A 2,562-nucleotide genomic window follows, 5' to 3' on the forward strand; every position below is an offset into this window, starting at 1 on the left:
GACATTCAGAAAATCCTCAAGATTTAGTAAATTATGTAGACAGGATAGGTCAAAATATTTTTGTTAAGCAAAAGGAAATAAATTGATTATTATTGGGCATAAAGATGGAAGCATCGAAAAAGCATCATTAGTTAGATTTACTCAAAAAACTAAAGGTTATCCAACACATACAATTATTGGTGGAGAATTTGCAGTTGGAAATGATGTTGAAGAAATAGCTTTTAAAACATTATTAGGCTCATGTGTTGCTATTATGTTTTATGATAAAGTTAAAAGAATTAAAGGTATGAATCATTTTTTATTACCTAAAACAAATAATACAAATGATGATATGAAATACGGCCTTTATTCTGTTGAAGCAATGCTAAATGAAATGTATAAATTAGGATGTAGCAAAAATAATATGTGTGCTAAAATTTCTGGTGGTGCTGATATTATGCAATTAAATATGGCTTCACCTTCAATAGGACATAGAAATGTTGAGTTTGCAAAAGATTTTTGTAAATCAGAAGGTTTTAAACTAATAAGTGAACATACTCGTGGCGAGCATGGTAGATTAATATTACTTGCTAATGAATTCGAAACATTTATTAAAGTTACACAAAAAAGTGAAACTGATAATAAAATTGCATCTGAAGAAAACTCATTACAAAAAGAAATTACGAAAGCACCAGTTATCAAAGAATATGTTGGTGGAGTTGATTTATTTGGTATTGAGCAAAAAGATGAAGAACAAATGGAAATTGAACTTTTCTAAAGTTATTAAAAATAGGGTGGTAAGTAATGTATACAGTTTTAGTGATTGATGATTCTGCTTCTATGAGAAGAATTATAAAAGATATGATTAATTCTATTGATGAATTTGATGTAATTGCAATAGCTGTAGATGCCTTTGATGCGAGAGAAAAAATCAAACAATATGAACCTGATTTAGTAACTATTGATATAAATATGCCAAAAATGGATGGTGTAACTTTTTTAAGAAATTTAATGAGACTTCATCCAATGCCTGCTGTTGTTATTTCAGGTGAGGGTGTTAGAGGAAATGATATTTTTGATGATGGTGCAGTTGGATTTATACCAAAACCCAGTACTGGCGAATCAATGCTGTCTTTTCAAAGTAGAATAAAAGAGACCCTACTTAACTTAACATTTTTACTAAAAAGATATACTTTAAAAAAACCAAAAGCCTTAGTAAAACCAAAAACTGTAAATACTCAAATAGAGTATAAAGTTCATCCTGATGAAGTTATTCCATCACATCCTGCAAGATTACCTGGTAGTAAGGTAATTGCAATTGGTTCTTCAACAGGTGGAGTTGAATCTTTATTAAGAGTTTTCAAAGAATTACCATCTGGTTTACCACCTATTGTAATTACACAACATATTCCTTATGGTTTTTCAAACTCTTTTGCCCATCGTTTAAATGATAACTCAGATGTTGATGTTGTTGAAGCAAAAGATGGGATGATATTAGAAAATGGATGTGCTTATTTAGCACCTGGAAATATGCATCTTACAATAGAAAAAGTTGGCAAAGATTATAGAACAAAATTATTAGATACAAAAAAAGTAAGTCAGCATAAACCAAGTGTTGATGTTTTATTTAGATCTGTTAATAATAATGTTGGTTCTTCTGCAATGGGAATTATGATGACAGGTATGGGTGATGATGGTTCAATTGCTATGAAAGATATGTTTGATAATAATGCATATACAGTTGCACAAAATAAAGAAAGCTGTGTTGTTTTTGGAATGCCAATGAAAGCTATCCAAGCAGGTGCAGTAAAAGATATAATTCATCTAGATGAAATAGCACAATATATTGTAGAGTTTTCAAAAGGTAAAAGAAGATAAAAAAGTATATATAAGAATTAGCCTCTTTTGGCTAATGTAAATAAAAGTTTGAAAATTATAGTTTTCAAGACTAAAATATAAATTTATTAAAAAAGAGATAATATGAGATATGATTTAGATTTTACTGATAACTTTGATAAAACATTGTTATTTTGGATTGAGAGATTTATAAGGTATAAACTTACAACACTTTCTAATAGACAAGTTAATGATAAAGAGAAATTAGCATTTATAATTCAGTCACTTGTAAAAGGTACTAATAATATTGAAGATTTAAAAATATTAGTAAAAGATGCTAGAAATATTGGACTAAGTGGAATTAACACTTATTTTAATCCATTAACAAAATTATATGATTTTTTAGGGAACTTAGGTTTAGCATCTATGAAAGAAATTGATGAAGAACTTTTAAGTGATTTTCTTGCAAGTATAACAAGTGGATTATCAGATGCTACAAAGAAAAATTATAGAATTGCCCTACTTGGATTATTTGCATATATTGATAAGCAAAATGAAGCAGAAAATGGGAATTCATTTTTATATAAAATTGAGTTAAAAAATTGGGGTGGATTATCTGGAAGTTCAGGAACAAAGTTGCCCTCTTTTATGACTAAAGAAGAAATTGATAAATTTATATTAGCAATTGATTCTTTTGAATTTTCTGCAAATGTTGCATATAGAAATCGATTAATTATAAAAATGATT

General features: G+C 28.1%; 2 protein-coding genes and 1 pseudogene. All 3 read left to right on the top strand.

Annotation, left to right across the window (positions count from 1 at the left end; genetic code table 11):
• Nucleotides 1-82: 82 nt before the first annotated feature.
• The gene (locus tag ACERKK_RS12780) at nt 83-757 is read left to right on the top strand and encodes a chemotaxis protein CheD (protein ID WP_373773462.1); all 675 of its coding nucleotides are present in this window, start codon (nt 83-85) and stop codon (nt 755-757) included.
• 26 nt (nt 758-783) lie between these two features.
• Entirely contained in the window at nt 784-1,857 is a 1,074-nt protein-coding gene (cheB, locus tag ACERKK_RS12785; RefSeq protein ID WP_373773463.1) for a chemotaxis-specific protein-glutamate methyltransferase CheB, read from the top strand.
• A gap of 102 nt (nt 1,858-1,959) precedes the next feature.
• A pseudogene (locus ACERKK_RS12790) lies at nt 1,960-2,562 on the top strand (integrase); the annotation flags it as partial.

It is taken from the genome of Poseidonibacter sp. (assembly GCF_041821165.1).
Lineage (GTDB): Bacteria > Campylobacterota > Campylobacteria > Campylobacterales > Arcobacteraceae > Poseidonibacter.

Excerpts from the sequence above, each read along its gene's own strand:
- cheB (WP_373773463.1), top strand. The coding sequence starts at position 784 with ATGTATACAGTTTTAGTGATTGATGATTCTGCTTCTATGAGAAGAATT.